13 protein-coding genes and 2 pseudogenes are annotated in these 16104 nt (G+C 62.0%); 5 read left to right on the top strand and 10 right to left on the bottom strand.

What is annotated here, in order from left to right; all coding sequences use genetic code 11:
* Positions 1-211: 211 nt before the first annotated feature.
* Positions 212-604, top strand: a pseudogene (locus tag WKW82_RS25880) (Bug family tripartite tricarboxylate transporter substrate binding protein); the annotation flags it as partial.
* A gap of 46 nt (positions 605-650) precedes the next feature.
* Positions 651-1022, top strand: a complete 372-nt coding sequence (locus WKW82_RS25875) for a Bug family tripartite tricarboxylate transporter substrate binding protein (RefSeq protein WP_340345494.1) — start codon at positions 651-653, stop codon at positions 1020-1022.
* A gap of 90 nt (positions 1023-1112) precedes the next feature.
* Here WKW82_RS25875 and WKW82_RS25870 read toward each other — a convergent pair whose 3' ends face one another.
* The 5 genes from WKW82_RS25870 to WKW82_RS25850 form a co-directional block, all read right to left on the bottom strand.
* Complete coding sequence (locus WKW82_RS25870; protein WP_340345317.1) at positions 1113-1796, bottom strand: TetR/AcrR family transcriptional regulator; 684 nt, start codon at positions 1794-1796, stop codon at positions 1113-1115.
* A 255-nt stretch (positions 1797-2051) separates the two neighbouring features.
* The gene (locus tag WKW82_RS25865) at positions 2052-2456 is read right to left on the bottom strand and encodes an MBL fold metallo-hydrolase (RefSeq protein WP_340345316.1); all 405 of its coding nucleotides are present in this window, start codon (positions 2454-2456) and stop codon (positions 2052-2054) included.
* Positions 2457-2540: 84 nt separating this feature from the next.
* On the bottom strand, positions 2541-3113 hold the full coding sequence (locus WKW82_RS25860; RefSeq protein WP_340345315.1) for a cupin domain-containing protein: 573 nt from the start codon (positions 3111-3113) through the stop codon (positions 2541-2543).
* A 60-nt stretch (positions 3114-3173) separates the two neighbouring features.
* Positions 3174-4181, bottom strand: a complete 1008-nt coding sequence (locus tag WKW82_RS25855) for a fumarylacetoacetate hydrolase family protein (protein ID WP_340345314.1) — start codon at positions 4179-4181, stop codon at positions 3174-3176.
* Between the two features lie 10 nt (positions 4182-4191).
* A complete protein-coding gene (locus WKW82_RS25850; protein WP_340345313.1) occupies positions 4192-5169 on the bottom strand; it encodes a fumarylacetoacetate hydrolase family protein in 978 nt (325 codons plus the stop codon).
* A gap of 252 nt (positions 5170-5421) precedes the next feature.
* Here WKW82_RS25850 and WKW82_RS25845 point away from each other — a divergent pair, with 252 nt between their 5' ends.
* From WKW82_RS25845 to WKW82_RS40670, 3 genes and pseudogenes are all read left to right on the top strand, one after another.
* Entirely contained in the window at positions 5422-6306 is an 885-nt protein-coding gene (locus WKW82_RS25845) for a beta-keto acid cleavage family enzyme (protein ID WP_340345311.1), read from the top strand.
* Between the two features lie 16 nt (positions 6307-6322).
* On the top strand, positions 6323-6790 hold the full coding sequence (locus WKW82_RS25840) for a PaaI family thioesterase (protein ID WP_340345310.1): 468 nt from the start codon (positions 6323-6325) through the stop codon (positions 6788-6790).
* A 1675-nt stretch (positions 6791-8465) separates the two neighbouring features.
* Positions 8466-8762: pseudogene (locus tag WKW82_RS40670) on the top strand (Crp/Fnr family transcriptional regulator); the annotation flags it as partial.
* A gap of 77 nt (positions 8763-8839) precedes the next feature.
* Here the strand turns inward: WKW82_RS40670 and WKW82_RS25835 are convergent.
* The 5 genes from WKW82_RS25835 to WKW82_RS25815 all read right to left on the bottom strand — a co-directional run bounded on the left by WKW82_RS25835 (position 8840) and on the right by WKW82_RS25815 (position 16062).
* On the bottom strand, positions 8840-9214 hold the full coding sequence (locus WKW82_RS25835; RefSeq protein ID WP_422823583.1) for a LysR family transcriptional regulator: 375 nt from the start codon (positions 9212-9214) through the stop codon (positions 8840-8842).
* Positions 9124-9621 carry a Rossmann-fold NAD(P)-binding domain-containing protein gene (locus tag WKW82_RS25830; protein ID WP_340345308.1) on the bottom strand — a complete coding sequence of 166 codons (498 nt, stop codon included), beginning with the start codon at positions 9619-9621 and terminating at the stop codon, positions 9124-9126. Before WKW82_RS25830 ends, WKW82_RS25835 begins: the two co-directional genes overlap by 91 nt.
* Before the next feature lie 89 nt (positions 9622-9710).
* Positions 9711-11123 carry a Re/Si-specific NAD(P)(+) transhydrogenase subunit beta gene (pntB, locus tag WKW82_RS25825; RefSeq protein WP_340345306.1) on the bottom strand — a complete coding sequence of 471 codons (1413 nt, stop codon included), beginning with the start codon at positions 11121-11123 and terminating at the stop codon, positions 9711-9713.
* Positions 11124-11136: 13 nt separating this feature from the next.
* Positions 11137-12732 carry a Re/Si-specific NAD(P)(+) transhydrogenase subunit alpha gene (locus tag WKW82_RS25820; protein ID WP_340345305.1) on the bottom strand — a complete coding sequence of 532 codons (1596 nt, stop codon included), beginning with the start codon at positions 12730-12732 and terminating at the stop codon, positions 11137-11139.
* Between the two features lie 363 nt (positions 12733-13095).
* Positions 13096-16062, bottom strand: coding sequence for an FAD-binding and (Fe-S)-binding domain-containing protein (locus WKW82_RS25815; protein ID WP_340345304.1), 2967 nt, complete (start codon positions 16060-16062; stop codon positions 13096-13098).
* Between the last annotated feature and the right edge of the window lie 42 nt (positions 16063-16104).

Here is a 16104-nt window from a genome sequence, read left to right as displayed (position 1 = left end):
TGGCGCAGCCAACCAGGCTCCCAAATCGCATCGCAACGGAGCACTCTTCACTCCCGGCGTTCGGTTCTGCTGGCCGCAGCCCGCATGGCTGCAACGGCAGGCCACGCGCAGGCACGAGGAGAGGGCACGTATCCGGCGCACCCGATACGCCTGATCGCCCCGATCCCGCCCGGCGGCCCGACGGACTTCGCGGCCCGCGCTTGCCAACGGCCTCGCCCGCGAACTCGGTCAGCCGTTCGTCGTGGAGAACCGACCTGGCGCAGCCGGAACGCTGGGAACGGCACCGGCCCTGCAAGCGCCGGCAGATGGCAACTCACTCGTCATGTCGACGCTCTCGACACAGATCACCGGCCCGTTCCTCTCGCCCCAGCCGCCGTACGACTGCGTCAAGGACTTCACCGCGATCGGCGGCTTCATGCGCATGGCAGTCGTCCTGCTCGCGAGCCAACGTGTTCCCGTGGGCAGCTTCAAGGAGTTCGTGGCGTATGCCAAGCATCACCCGGACAAGTTGAACTACGGCACGCCGGGCATAAGAAGCGCGCCCCATCTCGTGACGGAATTGATCAAGGATCGCACCGGCACTCAGATCACCCGTATAGCCTAAAGGGGGGTGCCCCCATGCTGCAGGCGCTGGTCTACGACGAAGTGCAATTGGCAGTCGGGGACCTGACGACCTCGATGGCCTGGATCGAAGCCGGCAAGGTGAACCGCTGGCCGTCCTATCGGCCCAGAGGCCTCCTTTGCTCCCGGCCGTGCCAACGCTTATCGAAGAACGCGTGCTCGATGCGCCCGCCGATTTCTGGGCGGGCCTCGCTGGTCCGGTCGGAATGCCGCCCGCCATCGTCGCCCACCTACACGCGGCGATTGGGAGAGTGCGAGACCAACCGGACATGCGGGACTTCTTCGCCAAGAGCGGCGCCGAGCCCTCGCCCACCAGCCCCGCAGACCTGCGCAACCTGTGGGCGATGGAACAACAGCGATGGGCCGAAGTGATCCGTACCAAGAACATCAGCGCGGAATGATTTCCCAAGGCGCGCGTGCGGATTCTTCAGCGCGACGATCATCTCGGACGCCTCGAATGGCATGTGGGCACGAGTGCCGCGCGAGGCGGCTCAGGCCAGCTTGCGCTTTCTGGCTGGCGCTACCCCAGCATCATTCTGGGGGGGCGCTAGCATGAGCATGATTGCGGCGCAGTGCTCGTCCGCAAACTTTTTGTCCAATGGCATGTGCCGCATGAGCAACCGAAAATAGATAGGCGCATAGAGCAGGTCCATCTGCGACTCCGAGTCAAGGTCGTCGCGGATTTCGCCTCGACGGCGCGCTTCTTCAAGCACCTCACGAACAACCGCTCGCCGGCCGTACCAAAAGCGCTCACGGAACTCCCGCAGGACATCCGGGTCGCTTTGCCCCTCGGCCATGATCTGCGAAACGATGCGCCCCGACCAACCGCTGTATTCATCGATGAGCAGGTGGATATGGCGCATGAGAGCCTCCCGCGGACTTGCGACCTTGGGCATGAGCGTGTGGCTCAAATGGGTGTGCAGGAACGCCTCGATGACCACCGCCGCCTTCGAACTCCACCACCTGTAGATGGTGGCTTTGCCCACCCCCGCCTCCCGCGCGATCGACTCGATCGAGATCTGCTGCACGGGCGTGGTCTCCAATAGCTTCAGCGTGGCCTCGAGGATGGCAGTGCGCGACGCATCGCTGCGAGCGCGTCCGGGCGAGCGCGGGCGGGGCGCAGCAGCGGCCAGCTTGGCCGCGGAGGCGCGTCCACCGGCCTTGGCCGCGGTCACTTTGGAAGTAGTTTTGGTAGGCAAGGAAATTCCGGTCACTATTTCGTAGGCCTCATTATCCGGGGCGCTGCTTTCGCTGCGAAGTCCCAATCACAGCGGCGCGTCTCACCTGCGTGCGATGTCAAAGAATGCCCTAAAACGCCATCAAGTCGCGGGCTACCCTCAAAGGGCCACGGAAGTGCTTTCGCACCCCGTCGATGAAGAGCGAATCGGGCTCGCCACGCCCGGGAATCAGGTGGGTCAGTACCACCTCCTTCACGCCTGCGTTCTCAGCCAACCGGCCAACGTCTTCCGCGGTGGTGTGGTCCTCGACCATGTGCTGGCAGAGGCCCTCTGTGCGAGGCCCGGCAGAAGCTCACGCAGCAACATCTGCTGGATGGACGGCAAGTCCACGACTGCATGGAACAGGGTGTCTGCTTCGCGTGCGAACTGCTCCATGGCAGGGCACTTGCCGCTGTCGCCACTGAAGACAACCACCAACGCTCCCCAGTCGGCGTTGTGAAAATCGTGGTTGTGCGTGATGAAGATGTTGTCCACCTTCCTTACATCTAGGCCAGACGCCAGCAGCTGGCGTCCCACGCCGTTCCCCGCATCCACCAAATAGATTCTGTCCGCGACGACGACCGCGTTGGCGAGCCGACCGCGCTTCAGGGATAGCACGCGCGGGTCTGTGCAGTCGCAGCAATGCTGGCCAAATCCAGCAGCACCGCAGCGATGGCCGGGCGGAATCGTTGTGCTTTCATTTCACCTGTCTTCGGTTCCGCCCTCCAGGTCGAGCAAAACGAAAGCCATGCGACAGGGCTTACCTGATCGGTTGGCCCAACTGTGGTTCGTCGCTCGCTGTATCAGGATGTCGCCGGCGCGCATCAGGGTCTCGCCTTCGTCCATGAGCGCATGGATCTCGCCCTCCAGGACAATTGCATAGTCAAGGGACTGCGTCTTGTGGAACCAGAAATGGCGGGCGTCACCCTTGTCCCGCACACCGTGCTCGTCGAGGAACTGCGCCAATTTCTCCGGCTCGTAAGCCTCATCGGGCGGGAAGTCGACCACGCGCAGGAGAGAACCTCCCTTGGAGTGGAACCCGAACGCTTCTCCGGCGGGGGCCGGATCGGGGCCCGGCGCGCAGGCTTCGCCGGTCACCCACAGCACGTGGGCGAGCGGCGTTTTTGGGTCCGTCGTGTGGTTCGGCGCCGGTCCATCCGACACGAAGATGGATCTCCCCTGCTGGTTCTCCCCGGTGACGATACGACGTACCGGCCGCACGTGCGCGGAAGCCTTTGCGCCTTGCTGTGTCTCGATCAATGCTTCAGTATTCACGCCCAGAATCCTTTTTGGTGGCGGTATGTCGAATTGCCTGGTCTTGCTCGAACTGAGCAATCAAACCGACTTTGGCGTCAGGGGTCCAAAGCACGCATTGCGCTGGCGGCCAAGACCTTCGATAGACGACTCCATCACGTCGCCATCGCGCAGGAATCGGTTGTAGTGGGTGCCGTTCCCCGCAGGCGAGCCGGTTGCGATGAGATCGCCAGGCCAGAGTTGTACGTGCGCGGTGATGTACTCAAGCTGCTGCGCCACATCGAACAGCATGTCGGCAGTGGATTCGTCCTGCATGGTCTGGCCGTTCAGCTTCAGCGTGAGGCGCAGGTCCTGCGCATTCGGCACGAAGCATGCGGGTACGAGGACGGGCCCAAACGGCATGAAGGTCGGGGCCGACTTGGATCTGAGCCAGTCCGTCCCGAGCATCTTGTAGTCCGTGCGCGCGATCAGGTCGCGCGCCGATACATCGTTCACGATCGCATAGCCGGCCACGTAGTCCAGCGCGCACTCGCGACTCACGTTGCGCGCCGGGCGTCCGATGATGACGGCGAGCTCCAGTTCCCAATCGGGCTTGAGGGTCGTTGCGGGGAGCACTACGGGATCGAAGGCTCCCGTGATGGCCGAAGGCAACTTAGGGAAGACATAGGGCTCTCCGTGAGCCGCCCGCTCATCCATCATGTCTTCAGCCCACTTGCGCAGCGCGGGACCCTCGAGCCCTTGCGGCCCCACGCCCATGTCCAGCGTGAGGTCGACCACATGCTTGCGGTAGTTGGCACCGGTGCAAAGCACCTGCCGCGGCAAATCCACGGGGGGATGAACGCGCAGGTCGGACATGGACAACTCGCAAGCGTGCCAAGCGGGAACAAGCTCCCGCAGCGCGCGCAGCGCTTCCAAGTTCCGCGACCAGTCCTGGAGCAGGTCCAGCACAGAGGCCTTTTCGGGCCATACGGCTCCGCAAACCAGCGCCTCAGCATGCAACGCATGCAAAGGCAGAACGCGTTGGTCGATGCACATGGCGGCGAATCGCTCGCTACCATCGTTCGAGAAGGTCCCGAGGGTGAATGTCATCACGGCCTACTCACATGAATGCCGTGCGCGGCGTCGGCCACCATGTGCCCTGCTCGCGCGGACCCATGCGGTTGCGCAGCACGCCGACGCCCGCCACCTCAAGCTCCACGACATCGCCGGGCTTGAGGCTGCGGCCGAGCTCGAGCGCCGAGCCGTTCCCCATCGTCCCGGAACCGATCACGTCGCCCGGCTGAACTTGGTCCCCCAGCGAAACGTAGGCGACGAGCTCTTCGACACTCCAGAGCATCTCCGAAGTGTCGCCCTCGCCCCATGTCTCGCCGTTCACTCGAACCGCCATGCGGATGCGCTCAAGGTCGGGGAACTCGTCGATCGTCGTGATCCACGGCCCAATGCCATAGGCAAAGTCCTTGCTCTTGGTCGGGCCCATGCCGATTGCAAACTCGTTGGCCTGCAAATCGCGAGCTGAGAAGTCATTGAAGATGGTGACGCCGAACAGATGCGAGCGTGCGGTATCTGGTGTGATGTTGTGGGCGGTGCGGCCCATGACCCATCCGATCTCCAGCTCGTAGTCCATCTTCTCGGCACGGGCCGGCCACGGCACTTCCGCTTCATGCCCAATCACCGTCCAGGGGGATCCCTTGAAGTAGCCGGGCACCTGCAGCAACGCCGGCGCGGGCGTGAGCTTCATGCGTTCATGAAACTGCCGAATGTGCTTCGTGAATGTGAGACCGTCGCGCACCACGGACGGATCGCAAGCCGCGGCCCATTGCAAGCCTTCAAACGGCTTGGAGGCATCGTCCCCGCACCGGTGTGCCGCTTCGTGGGCCGTCGCGAGAAACTCCTCGCCAAGAGCGATGGCTGAAGACATGCTTTGAGGGAATACGACGGAGGCGTAGCGCAGAGCAGCCTCGCGGGACGCACCGCGCGACTGCTGCCTCAGTACCTCCGCGGCACGCAGGTCAATGACACGAGATTTCTCGGGCTGCACCAGACATATGCGTTGAACCGGGCCGTCCAGACCCTGCATCACAAATCTTCCAAGTTTCACTGGGACTCCTATTGGTGGACACTTACGATACTGTACGTTTCGTATTACTCAAAGCCCTTTGGTGTTTACCCCTAGCAATCCAACTGAAGGGCGATAGGATTTGGCGGTTGACGCGGTTGCGGCAAACTCTTATAGTTTCATCGATACGACTCGTCTCGTAACGTGACGGCAAGATGTAGTCCAGCTGTGCTGCTCGAGCCATCCCCTCTTCTCCAACCTGGCAGTCATCACATGAGCAAGCGCCTTCCCGTCATCATCTCCTGCGCCCTTACTGGCGCCGCAGACACCCGGGCGAAGAATCCCGCCGTTCCAGCATCGCCTCAGGAAATAGCCGATCAGGCCATTGATGCCGCGCACGCCGGCGCCTCGGTCGTCCATATCCACGTGAGAGACCCCGAGACCGGCAAGTCTTCAACCAAGTACGCCTACTACGAAGAAGTGGTGCAGCGCATTCGCGCCTCCCGCTGCGACGTGCTCATCAACCTCACCACGGGTCCCGGCACGATGCTGACAGTGCCCATTGATGCGCCGTTTCGAGTGGAGTCGATTCCCAACGCCGAACTCATGACGCCAAGCGAACGGGTGGCGCACGTCGTCCGACTCAAGCCGGATATTTGCAGCTTGGACGTTGCCACCATGAGCTTTGGCGACGCAGTTTTCGTCAACCCCGCGAACCATCTGCGCGAAATGGCCGCGCAGATTCAGGCATGCGGCGTCACCATGGAACTGGAGGTCTTCGACTTCGGCCATGCTCGCCTGGCCACTCACTTGATTGAAACGGGCGTCATCCCGAACAGCGCCTACTTCCAGTTGTGCATGGCAGTGCCTTGGGGCGCACCGGCTACGCCAACGGTCTTGGCCGAAATGCAGCGACTGCTGCCGCTAGGCGCTCATTGGAGCGCATTTGGCGTCGGTCCGGAGCAGTTTCGGATGGTCGCGATGGCTGCGATCCTGGGAGGGCACGTGCGGGTCGGCCTCGAAGACAATCTGTATGTCTCGCCAAGCAAGCTTGCGCGCGACAACGCTGAGTTGGTGGCCAAGGCTTCGAGGATCATCGAGGACCTCGGCTACCAAGTCGCCTCGCCCGACAACGCGCGCAAATCCCTGTTGGGCTGACCGGGAGTCGAACGAGATGTCGGAAACCCTGCTGGCAGCAGACAACCCCACGCGGGCCTACATCGCAAACGCGATGGTCTCCGGAGGCCGAAACGTTCCCTTGGACGTCAATCCCGCACTGGCCGGCTTGTCTGCCCTGCTTTTAGAAAGCGAGGGCGCCGGACTCGTGATCAGATTCACCGCGCCGCAAAGTGCCACGCAGGGCAACGGCGTGGTGGGCGGCGGCACATTGGCAAACATGCTGGACCTTGCCATGGCCATGGCGGTACTCGCGCAGCTAAAGCCCGGCTATACATGTGCCACCATCAGCTTGACGGTGAACATGCAGAGCGCCGGCCAGCAGGGGAATTTCATCGCCGTGGCGCGAGTCGACAGAATCGGACGGCAAATTGCCTTTGCAGACGCACGACTCTTTGACGCGGAGCGTTCCCGGCTTGTTGCAAACGCGACGTCGTCACTCGCTGTCATACCCATGCGGTTGTGACGCGCTACCGTTATGGCCACGCGGCCCGAGCATTTATCAGGTCCGCAAGCGTTCGGATGATCGAGGCCTTACCCGTAGAAGAAAGTAAATCTAGTACCGACTGAGTGCGCCGTCTACCTGTGGCGCCTCGCGTATTCACAGATTTACCCTCACCAGAAACAAAAGTAAATCTTGTACGTGCTAGCCGCGCAAAGCAAATTCGATACTTCGCGAATCCAGTTCCTCGGGGGCTGCGTAAGGTGTTGAACCATGAGGAGTTTGCACCACGCTTCTCGACACCCGTACCACGGCCACGCGGTGTCCGGCTGCTCGAGGGCATCAGGCCCAAGCTGGGCAGGCGGGTTCGCCTATTCGATCGTGCGACCTTCGATCAGTGGAAACGCCTGGAGGGCGATCTGACGGTGCTGTGCTTTTGTGAACGTCTTCTTCGCTTGACTCCCGCACCAAAATCTAGTCCCGTCGATTTCTGGGTTCGGCGTAACGATGCGAACAGTTGCTGCTGGTCACTGACGACGAGGATGAAATCCTGTTCCCCACCGTGAGAGACATCCCGCTGAGACGTGTCGCAGTTGCTGAGCTTGCTGCGGCCGCGATGTGGATCGTCAACTGGCAGCGGATGTTGCCGCCGATCGTTTCCACGCAAGCCACACCACTACGTTCACGAACCCGTGTCCCTCTCTGGTCTTGAGCAGGCATTCGCGATGGGCGATCCGCCCGTCGTACGTGGCGCCGTGTTCGAGCTCCTACGCCGCGGCCGCGCGCGCGAGTCTGAGAGAGGCACCTGACTCAGCTACGCCACCTTGCACCCAGGAACTGTCCTGCGACGCGCCGCTCTACGCAACCCGCAGTGGGCCATCCAATTCTCTCGCCATTTGCGCCCGGCTACCAGCCCGATCGCGCCATGTGGGATCGGGCCGTGCGCAGTTGTGGCTACATCCAATCGCGGCGGGCGGTCAGCAATGCGCTGAGCAGCATCGTCGCTTGACGTGCAGTACTGCAATGACGCAATGAAGGGGCCGGCGTTGTGACACTGCTGACACTACGCTCGATGAACACCCGCTGTTCCAGCGACTGGAATACTGTTTCAGCGCTCCTGGGTGTGGCCGTGCGATCGATCCCTCTGAGGGTACCGTGCCTGCCGACGTCGACATCGCAGGGGTTGCGCGGCTGCTAGGCCTCCCCCCGCGCAACGTGCGCGAAGGCATGCATCGCGGCACGAAACGACACAAGCCCTTTACTCCGGTTTTGTCCGAGATGCATCAGCGCTGCCTATCACAACCGATTATTCCAGCTCGAGCGAGATGTGCGTTGTCCGATCCACGGTGACGCCCGGCGCGATGTCTGTCGAAAATGCGGTCGCCGCTCGGCATACAAAGTCGATGCACGGTTGCTGGACGCGCCTTTCCGCTGCAAGCACCGCCGCAGTTGAAATTTCACTCTCGGCTACGCGCCGCCGACGGAATGCAGGACGCTCGAGCAAAAGGCGCGCGCGACCATCGGCTGAAAAATCCGATCGCCCGCGAAGACGACGCGGCGACCTTCGGAACGATTGGCGCAGCGGTATCACATTTCCTTTCCGAACTGGCGATCCCCTTCTGCGACGGGGCTTGGCCCCGCATGACGTGCTCTCGCGGCAGCTGCGTCACACAAAGGACACAAAGTGCGGAAGACCCGTGTTTACTTTCCAACGACGGCGATCGTCTCTCTGCTTTACGTTCTGGAGAATGGTGCGTTGGCCGAGTTTGCGGTCGTCCGCAGGGTGGGCTTGGCACGCGTTTCGCGCTTCATGGGCGGCAACTCGACGCCCAATCGGGCGCTCGTGCAGAGTGCGGGCCAGGCTACCGGCTTCGTGCGCATGCGTCCAATGCCGAATTCACTCGAGCCGGGCCGGTCTTGCGCCTGCTGCTTACTACACCCAGGCACCCAGGCCCTCATTGCCCAGATGTCACAGACAGCGGTTTGCATCCGCCATATGCTGCGGTCTCGGAAACCTAAAGGCTCACAAAATCGGTCGTCGGGCGAGTGCGCCGCTCCCCGTGTGGACAACGGTTATCTCAGCTCGACGTACTTCGGCGCGGCCGGAACGGTCACAACTTCGTTCGAGATCTGCTCTTTCAGGTCAAGTATCTTCCCAGCCAGCGGAAAGAGCCTACGGCCCGTAGACGTTAGATCTGCCGGCTTACTCGAGCGGTCGAAGAGTTGAGCACCCACCGACTCCTCAAGGTCCGCAATGCGCCTGGCGAGGGTGGCGTAAGTGACATGCAGACGAGGCGCCGCTATGCTCATCCTGCCCAACTTTGCGGCCCAATAAAAGGCTTCAAGTTGCTTTAAGGTCATGGTTTCATCATTAGTTGTGACCACCCTGCCGCCGATAGAGCCGCATCCGACCACTCCAAGCGTCGCGCCGGAAAGTTCGAAGCCCATGTAGGTCTGTTTGTCCCATGGCCCCCATGCATGCGCTTGTCCAACCGCGTCATCCGACGAGCGCACGGCAGAATCAATCCGAGCGCCAATTCCGCCACGGCCTCGCTGTTCGAGCCGGTCGCCGCGATGGCCCTAATGCCAAGCCGCTTCGCCGCCACCTTGTTGATCGAGTCCATCCCCACGCCATGCCGGCCGATCACCCCGAGTTTCTTGGATACCGTCTGCACCTGCTCATCGATCGTTCCATGGCGGGAAAGAACGGCAACCGGCTGTTCTCGTTCGACCAATGCCACAAGCTCATCCTGGGTGAACTTGGCACCGGTGTAGATGAGCCGGTAGTCCTTCAACAGCGCCACTGCGTTGGGATGGGCTTCCTCTTCGGTGATGACAGTGTTTTCTTGTTTCATCGGAGTTCCAAAACGGTTCTTCTATATGTAGGGATGTAGCTGAACTTGCTACTACCTCGCGAATTGACCTCATGGCAATAGACCGTGCCTCACGCGTTCAGCGCCGCCAGCACTCCTTCGAGCATTTTCTTGGCATCGCCGAACAGCATCCGGTTGTTGTCCTTGTAGAACAGCGGGTTGTCCACGCCGGCGTAGCCGGACGCCATGCTTCGCTTCATGACGATGGAGGTCTTGGCCTTCCAAACCTCCAATACCGGCATGCCGGCAATCGGGCTACCCGGGTCTTCCTGCGCGGCCGGATTCACGATGTCGTTGGCACCGATGACCATCGACACGTCGGTGGCCGGGAAATCTTCGTTCACCTCGTCCATCTCCAGCACGATGTCGTAGGGAACTTTGGCCTCCGCCAGCAGTACGTTCATGTGGCCTGGCATGCGGCCGGCCACCGGATGGATGCCGAAGCGTACGTTCACGCCTTTAGCGCGCAGGATCTTGGTGATCTCACACACCATATGCTGGGCTTGCGCCACCGCCATGCCGTAGCCGGGCACGATGACAACGCTCCTAGCCTCGCGCAGCAACTCTGCGGTTTCCGTTGCGCTGATCGCCACCACCTCGCCGGCCGGCTGCGTGCCGCCCGCCGCGGCAGGCTTGCCGGCGGCCGAACCGAAGCCGCCCGCGATCACGCTGATGAAGTTGCGGTTCATGGCGCGGCACATGATGTACGACAGGATTGCGCCCGACGAGCCCACCAGCGCGCCCACGACAATCAGAAGGTCGTTACTCAGCATGAAGCCCGTGGCCGCCGCCGCCCAGCCCGAATAGCTGTTGAGCATGGAAACCACGACCGGCATGTCGGCCCCGCCAATGGCCATCACCATGTGCACGCCGAACAGCAGCGCGATCAAAGTCATCACAAGCAACGCCATCATGCCGGCCGAGATGTTGTCGGCATGCAAGAACACCCGTGCGAACCAGATCACGACTAGCAAGCCCAGCAGGTTCATCCAGTGCCGGCCCGGCAGCAGCAGCGGCTTGCCTCCGATCCTGGCCGACAGCTTGCCGAACGCGATCAACGAGCCGGAGAACGTGATGGCGCCGATCAGGATGCCGATGTAGATCTCCAGCTCGTGGATGGTCTTCTCGGCCTCTGTCAGAAACACCGTCGAGGCGTCCACGTAGCTGGCGAACCCGACCAGGCATGCGGCAAGGCCCACCAAGCTGTGCATCAACGCCACCAGCTCGGGCATCTGCGTCATCTGCACCTTCTTGGCGGCGATGAGGCCGATGGCCCCGCCAATGACGAGCGCACCGACGATCCACGCGTAGCCGGCCGGCGTGACGTTCGGGCCGAGAACCGTTGCCACTACGGCCAGGCTCATGCCGACCATGCCGAAGACGTTGCCGCGACGTGCGGTCTCGGGATTCGCCAGCCCGCCGAGGCTGAGGATGAAGAGGATGGTCGCGCCGATGTAAGAGACGGTGGAGAGGCTTGCGGTCATGTCCGGCTCCTTGTTACTTGCGGAACATCGCCAGCATGCGACGCGTTACCGCGAAGCCGCCGAACATGTTGACGGCCGTGAGCGCCAGCGCGAACACGGCTAGGCCCAGGATCAGCAGCGCCGGCCGGTTGGCGGCGTCGGCACCGGCAACGAGCGGCGGCGCGATCTGGATCAGCGCGCCGATGGCGATGATCGACGAGATGGCATTGGTCACGCTCATCAGCGGCGTGTGCAGTGCCGGCGTCACGTTCCAGATCACCATGTAGCCGATGAAGCAGGCCAGCACGAACACAGTGAAGTGCGCGAGGAAGCTGGCCGGTGCGAACAGCCCGACGAGCAGGAAGACGATCGCGCCGACGCCAAAGGTGATGGCCAGCGATTTGGCGGACATGGGCTCGCTGGTGCCGTGGCCGTGCCCCTTCTTGGCAACGGCAACCGACGCTGCCGCGGCCTTGGCCTGCGGCGCGGCCGGCATCTTGATTGGGGGTGCCGGCCAAGTGACGGCGCCGTCGTTAATGACCGTCAGGCCGCGGATGGCATCGTCTTCCATGTTGACGTTGACAACGCCGTCCTTTGTCTTGCACAGCTCCTCGGTCACGCGCAGCAGGTTGGTCGAGTACAGCGTCGACGACTGCTTGGCCAAGCGACTCGCTAGGTCGGTGTAGCCCACGATGGTCACGCCGTGCTTGACCACGGATTTGCCTGGTTCGGTCAGCTCGCAATTGCCGCCTTGCTCGCCCGCCATGTCGACGATCACGCTGCCCGGCTTCATGCTGCGCACCATTTCGGCGGTGATCAGCCGCGGTGCCGGCTTGCCCGGAATCAACGCGGTGGTGATGATGATGTCGCACTCTTTCGCCTGCTTGGCGTACATCTCGCGCTGCGCCTGCAGAAAGCCCTCGCTCATCACCTTGGCGTAGCCGCCACCGCCCGAGCCCTCTTCCTCGTAGTCGACCTTGACGAATTCGCCACCCAGCGAGACGACTTGGTCGGCCACCTCGGCGCGCGTGTCGTTGGCGCGCACGATGGCGCCCAAGCCGGCGGCCGTGCCTATCGCGGCCAGGCCCGCGACACCGGCCCCGGCGATGAAGACCTTGGCAGGTGGAATCTTGCCGGCGGCGGTGATCTGGCCGTTGAAGAAGCGGCCGAACGCATTGGCGGCCTCGATCACCGCGCGGTAGCCGGCGACGCCGGCCTGCGAGGTCAGGGCATCCATCTTCTGCGCGCGCGACAGTTGGCGCGGCAGGGCATCGATGGCAAGCACGGTGGCCTTCCTGTCCGCCAGCCGATGCATGAGTTCGGGGTTTTGCGCGGGCCAGACAAAACCAATCAGGGTGCCGCCTTCGCGCATCAGAGCCACCTCCACCGCGGACGGGGGACGCACCTTGAACACGATGTCGCTGCTGGCCCAGAGGTCCGCCGCCGTCGGTAGCACCTGCGCGCCGGCCGCGCGGTAGGCGTCGTCGTCGAAGTTGGCCGCGTCGCCCGCCCCGCTCTGCACCGCCACCGAGAATCCCAGCCTGATCAGCTTCTCAACCACGTCGGGAACGGTCGCGACGCGCTTCTCTTCCGCCGCCGTTTCCTTAGGTATTCCAACAACTAATGCCATGACTCAATTTCCTCGTGTCGTGTCCATTGACACCAAATCCGATATGAACACCGCAAGGCGAACTCAATTGAGCTTTGCCAAGGTGGCCTTGATAACTTTCTCTCGCGATGCGATGAAGATCCTTCATTCCCAATCGCATCGGCGAGTTAGAACCACGCCGGCGCAGTGCATACGATGAATCCACACGGATCAAAGGAGCTCTTCAAAACTTCTCGCAATGCTCGGTCGCGCTTATGACGGCGCTCTGCTGCGACACATGTCGCTTTCTCTGTGGTTTGGCCATCACGAAGGCCAGCAGCAACTGAACGGGATGCAGCAAGTCCGCACCGTCAGGACTCCAGGTCATTCACTTTCGGTTATGCGTCACCAAATCTCAACGGGGCCTTCGGACTTCTCGGCGTGATGGTGGCGCTCAACGCTGCGGGATGCTCGGATCGCCATCTGTAGGACCTCGGCCAGGTGCAGCGCCCTTCGATCGCCGCACTGTTCGATCTGCTCCCGACAGCTATATCCGTTAGTGATAATCAACGTGTCCTGCGCCGCGGCTCGCACTTCAGGCAACAGCACCAATTCGCCAATCTTCACCGAGACGTCGAACTTCTTCTTGTCGAAACCGAACGAGCCGGCCATGCCACAGCACCCCGAATCGAGCAGATCCATATCGAGCCCCATCGCCTTGAGCAGCTTCACTTCGTCGGCCATGCCGACGATGGCCTTCTGATGGCAATGGCCATGCACGAGCGCCTTGCGGTCCAGTTTTGGCGGCACGTAGTCAGCACGCTTGACGAGGAACTCGGAAAGCAAGTAGGTCTGTGAGGCCATCTTGCGGGCGCATGCATCCTGCGGAAACAAGTTGACCATCTCGTCGCGGAAAACCGCAACGCAGGCAGGCTCAAGACCAACGATCGGAATCCCGGCACTAATTTGAGGGCTCAACGCCTGGAGGATGTCGCGCAGCTGCCGCTTGGCTTGGTCGAGCATGCCGAAGTCGTACAGCGGGCGCCCGCAGCACAGGCGAACCGAAGGGATGATCACTTCATAGCCGGCGTGTTCCAACACCTCGACGGCGGCCATCGCGGTCTCGGGATGGAAGTAGTTGTTAAAGGTGTCGGCCCAGAGCAGTACTTGGCCACGGTGGCCCACGCTCGGCTCGCGCGAACTGAAGCGTTTGCGAAACGTCTGCGACGCGAACCTTGCAATGGTGCGCTGTTGCGCAATGCCACTGACGGCTTTCACGATGCTTCGCAGGCCAGGCGTTTGCGTCATGAAATTGGTCAGCCACGGCAGTGCGCTTGCCAGGCCTGCCCAACTGCCGATCATGCCCATCGAGTACGCCTGGATCGGTCGGCGCTTGTGCTCGTGATAGTGCGACAGGAACTCAGCTTTGTAGGTGGCCATGTCGACATGGGTTGGGCAGTCGCTTTTGCAGCCTTTGCAGGCAAGGCACATGCTGAGCGCTTCCTTGACTTCTTCGCTACGCCACCCGTCGGTGATGACTTCGCCGCGCAACATCTCGAACAACAGGCGAGACCGGCCGCGCGTCGAATATCGTTCTTCTCCAGTCGCGCGGTAGCTGGGGCACATGGTGCCAGCCTCCTTCGCGCGACACTTACCCATTCCCACGCAATGTTCGACCGCGCGATTGAAGCTGCCCTGCTTGTCGGCGAAGGCAAAGAAGGTCTTCACGGGTCGCGGCTTGTAATCCGGCCCCATGCGCAGGTTTTCCTCGATCTTGTGCGGATTGATGAGGTTGCGGGGGTTCATCCGATGCTGGGGATCCCAGATCTCCTTGAACTCGCGGAATCCCTGCATCAGACGCTCGCCGAACATGATCGGCAAGAACTCGGCCTTGGCCTGTCCATCACCATGCTCGCCATTGAGCGAGCCGCCGTACTTGACGACCAAGTGTGCTGCCTCGGTAAGAAAAGCCCGCCAGGTTTTCAAGCCTTCAAGCGTGCGCAAATCAAAATCGATCCGCGCATGGACGCAGCCGTCCCCGAAGTGCCCGAGCAACGAAGTCTTGTAGCCGTACCGGTCGATGAGCTTCTGGAACTCGCGCAGGTAGTCGCCCATCCGCGCGGGATCCACCGCGGCGTCTTCCCACCCGACGATGGCGTCGGACTTGCTCGGCACATCACTCAGTTGTGTCGCCGACGTGCCGAGTTCACGGATCGACCAGATACGCTGCTGGAGTACGGGCTCGACGATGAGTCGCATGTCCGGCGGTTCCGGTTGGGCTTGAAGGTACTCCCGCAGCGCCTCGGCCTGCGCTGTTGCTTGTTCCCGCGAGTCAGCCCCGAACTCGACCAGCAGCCACCCGTTGCCGTTGGGCAGCAACGCGATGTCGTCGAGCTTCAACCCGCGTTCGCGCAAGCCTTCGATAATGCCGTCGCCCACACCTTCCAGCGCGATTGGTTTGAACGGCATCAGGCTTGGCACGGCATCGCCGGCAAGGTAAATGTCAGGGTATCCCAGGGCCAGAAGCACGCGGACTGGCGGGCTCGATACGAGGGTCGTCTTTGCCTGCAACACCAGCGCACAGGTGCCCTCGGTTCCAACCAGCGCACGAGCGACGTTGAAACCGTTCTCAGGCAGTAACTGGTTGAGGTTGTAGCCGGAGACGCGCCGGCGGATGTCGGGGAAGCGCGAACGAATCTCGTCGGCGTAGCGGTCGCGTAAGGCCTTCAGGCCTGCGTAGATTTCCCCACGCCGCCCGCCTTCGGCAATGATCCGTTCGAGTTCGTCGGGCGAAGTCGGTCCTACCCAGAAGCGGGCACCGTCGTAGGTCAAGATCTCGAGCGCCTCGATGTTCTCTTCAGTTTTGCCAGCCATTACGGAATGCGGACCACACGAATTGTTCCCTATCATGCCGCCCAATGTGCAGCGACTGTGTGTGCTGGGGTCCGGTGCAAAGGTCAGGTTGAAGACTTCGGCGGCGTCGCGCAACGCATCACAAATCACGCCCGGCTCGACATGGGCGCAGCGATTCACTGGATCGACGTCGAGCACATGATTGAGATACTTCGACGCATCGATCACCACCGCAACATTGACGGATTGGCCGCACATCGACGTACCGCCGCCTCGGGGGAGGATCGGCGCCCCAAACTCATGGCAGATACGCACAGCCTCGACGAGGTCCTCGGTCGTCCGGGGTATGACGACGCCGATAGGCACTTGACGGTAGTTCGACGCATCGGCGCTGTAGAGCGCGCGAGCGCCATTGTCGAAGCGCACCTCGCCCTTGAGCGCGGCGGTCAAGCGGGCCGTCAAAGCGCTCACATCGATAAGCTTGGGGTCGTTCGGCAGGGGAGCAGGAAGTTTTGTCATTGAATGAAGCCTGAGGCTCCTCCGTTGAGATGTTTCGATCAA

This window comes from Variovorax rhizosphaerae, assembly GCF_037889975.1.
Classification (GTDB): domain Bacteria; phylum Pseudomonadota; class Gammaproteobacteria; order Burkholderiales; family Burkholderiaceae_C; genus Variovorax; species Variovorax rhizosphaerae.
This window is presented reverse-complemented; position numbering and strand designations above follow the sequence as displayed.

What these genes read in the sequence shown, in the direction of transcription:
- WKW82_RS25820 (WP_340345305.1), bottom strand. Translation starts at nt 12,732, where the DNA reads ATGGCATTAGTTGTTGGAATACCTAAGGAAACGGCGGCGGAAGAGAAG.
- WKW82_RS25850 (WP_340345313.1), bottom strand. Translation starts at nt 5,169, where the DNA reads ATGCAGGGTCTGGACGGCCCGGTTCAACGCATATGTCTGGTGCAGCCC.
- pntB (WP_340345306.1), bottom strand. Translation starts at nt 11,123, where the DNA reads ATGACCGCAAGCCTCTCCACCGTCTCTTACATCGGCGCGACCATCCTC.
- WKW82_RS25815 (WP_340345304.1), bottom strand. Translation starts at nt 16,062, where the DNA reads ATGACAAAACTTCCTGCTCCCCTGCCGAACGACCCCAAGCTTATCGAT.
- WKW82_RS25845 (WP_340345311.1), top strand. Translation starts at nt 5,422, where the DNA reads ATGAGCAAGCGCCTTCCCGTCATCATCTCCTGCGCCCTTACTGGCGCC.
- WKW82_RS25840 (WP_340345310.1), top strand. Translation starts at nt 6,323, where the DNA reads ATGTCGGAAACCCTGCTGGCAGCAGACAACCCCACGCGGGCCTACATC.
- WKW82_RS25835 (WP_422823583.1), bottom strand. Translation starts at nt 9,214, where the DNA reads ATGGGCTTCGAACTTTCCGGCGCGACGCTTGGAGTGGTCGGATGCGGC.
- WKW82_RS25830 (WP_340345308.1), bottom strand. Translation starts at nt 9,621, where the DNA reads ATGAAACAAGAAAACACTGTCATCACCGAAGAGGAAGCCCATCCCAAC.
- WKW82_RS25855 (WP_340345314.1), bottom strand. Translation starts at nt 4,181, where the DNA reads ATGACATTCACCCTCGGGACCTTCTCGAACGATGGTAGCGAGCGATTC.